This is a genomic window from Bacteroidota bacterium (assembly GCA_034723125.1).
Taxonomy (GTDB): Bacteria; Bacteroidota; Bacteroidia; order CAILMK01; family JAAYUY01; genus JAYEOP01.
Genome location: JAYEOP010000482.1, coordinates 1 through 2,260, shown reverse-complemented (window position 1 = coordinate 2,260; position 2,260 = coordinate 1). Strand labels below are relative to the sequence as shown.

The window sequence follows — 2,260 nt, the reverse complement described above, 5'->3', positions numbered from 1 at the left end:
TAACCAATTTTGTTCAATTTCATCATTGGATTCTAACCATTTTTATTTGATTTTATCATTGGATTTTAACCAATTTTATCATGGAAACATGCCATTCTCTTATTGAAAAATATTTAAAGACTAAAAAATTTAACACGAATGATTTTCTTTTGAGTAAATTTAATAATGCTTCTTTAATTTTTTTTAATTCAAAAGCCTTTAATCAATAATATCTATCACAATTTGTTTCTTAAAAAATCAATAACCTTTTACCGTTAATTTTTCATTCTCAAAATCAATAACTGCATCAAAATAGTAGAGTAGATCGTTACCAATTGTACCTTGTATTTCAGGTATTTCGATTGCTTTGTAAAATAGGTTGATAGGAGAAAGGTCAATCAACTCTGTATAAAATTCAGGATATTCGTTTTCCCCAATTTTTATGTCAAGTTCTGTAAAAAATATTTCATTTTTCTTTTTATCTTCTAAGTCAAAATTATCTTGTTTCTGTTTTGTAAATTTTGATTCAATTTTGTTTTGTTTTAAAAAATTAATATCAAAAACAGTTTTAGCCGCTCCTGTATCAAGTAGCATTCGTGCTTTTACTCCATTTTCAATTTGTATATCAACAAAACAATGGAAACCATCCTCATCAATTGGGATGATTTCCATTTTAATATCACTTAAAGTCATTACTTAGAAGTTCCCTTGAATTCAAAAAAATGTACTAGATTATTCTAAAGAGCCAATAATTTTCTCAACTTCTTCAAGAATTTCACAAGACTTTACAAGTTCTTTCATTTTAGTATGGTCGGCATATAGTGGTCTGTCAATTTCAAGGAAATCTACATATTTACGAATAATTTCTTTTGCTTTAGTTGTTCCTGTACCAAAATTATAATCTCTAAAATCAAGAGCTTGAGCAGCAGCCATAAATTCAATACCGAGAATTCCATAAGCATTATCCAGTATTTGAAAGTTTTTAATTGCAGTATTCATTCCCATTGAAACAAAATCTTCCTGATCGGCAGCCGCAGGAATTGACTGTATTGAAGCAGGGGCAGAGAGGATTTTTTGTTCAACAATTTGCATATCAGCAGTATATTGGCTAAGCATAAGCCCTGAAAACATTCCTGCTCCTTTAGTAAGAAATGCTGGTAAACCAACACTCAAAGCAGGATTATTAAGTCTGTTCATTCTTCTTTCCGACATAATACTAACCATTGTAATACAATAACCTGCCATATCCATAGGAACAGAAACAGGAGTTCCTTGAAAGTTAGCACCTGAAATTTGCATATCTTCATCAGGAAAGAAAATAGGATTGTCACCTACACCATTTAATTCTATTTCCACCTGTGATTTTGCGTAAGCAAGAGCATCATGAGCTGCACCAATTACTTGCGGTGTTGACCGCATTGAGTAAGCATCCTGAACTTTACATTGAACTTTTTCTAATTTAAGATCTCCTTTTTGAACACATTTATTTATAGCTTCTGCACTTCTTACAGCTCCCTTAAATCCTCTTACTTCATGAAGCTTTTTGGTATAAGGTTTCATATTGGCTTTAAGAGCTTCAAGGCTCATGGATGCAGCAATTTCTGCTTGCTTTAACCATCTATTTGCATCGTAAAGCCAGATAGCACTCATTGCAGTTAACAAATTTGAACCGTTGATAGTAGCTAAGCCATCACGAGCATGTAATCCGGGTACAGCAATGCCAGCCAAATCCATAGCTTTTTTACTTTCCATCAATTGTCCTTTGTAATAAGCCTGTCCTTCGCCCATCATTAAAAGAGCAATTTGAGACATAGGAGCAAGGTCTCCGCTTGCACCTACTGATCCTTTTTGGCAAACAAAAGGTGTAACACCTTTGTTAAGTAAATCAACAAGAGTTTGGGTAATTTCAATACGAACTCCGGAATTACCATGAGAATGAACATTTATTCTTCCAAGCATTGCAGCTCGTACATATTCTATAGGAGCAGGATCACCTATTCCGGCAGCATGATTATAAATTAGGTATTTTTGAAAATCTTTAACTTGGTCATCATCCAATACAACTTCTGAAAATTCACCAATTCCGGTATTTACACCATACATTATTTCATGTGCTTCAATTTTTCTTTCAAGCATTGCACGGCATTTATTTATTCTTTTTATTGAATCGGCATGAAGTTCTACTTTTTCATTATGTCTTGCAACTTTTACTACATCTTCAATTTTTAAATTTTTTCCTTCTATTATTAGTGTCATATTTTATATATATTAAATTTAATTA

Annotated in this window: 2 protein-coding genes; both read right to left on the bottom strand. The window is 32.0% G+C overall.

The features are described from left to right. Positions 1 to 237: 237 nt before the first annotated feature. Positions 238 to 651, bottom strand: coding sequence for an aspartyl protease family protein (locus U9R42_12525; protein MEA3496843.1), 414 nt, complete (start codon positions 649 to 651; stop codon positions 238 to 240). Between the two features lie 60 nt (positions 652 to 711). Then, a complete protein-coding gene (locus U9R42_12520) occupies positions 712 to 2,235 on the bottom strand; it encodes an aromatic amino acid ammonia-lyase (GenBank protein MEA3496842.1) in 1,524 nt (507 codons plus the stop codon). Positions 2,236 to 2,260: the final 25 nt, after the last annotated feature.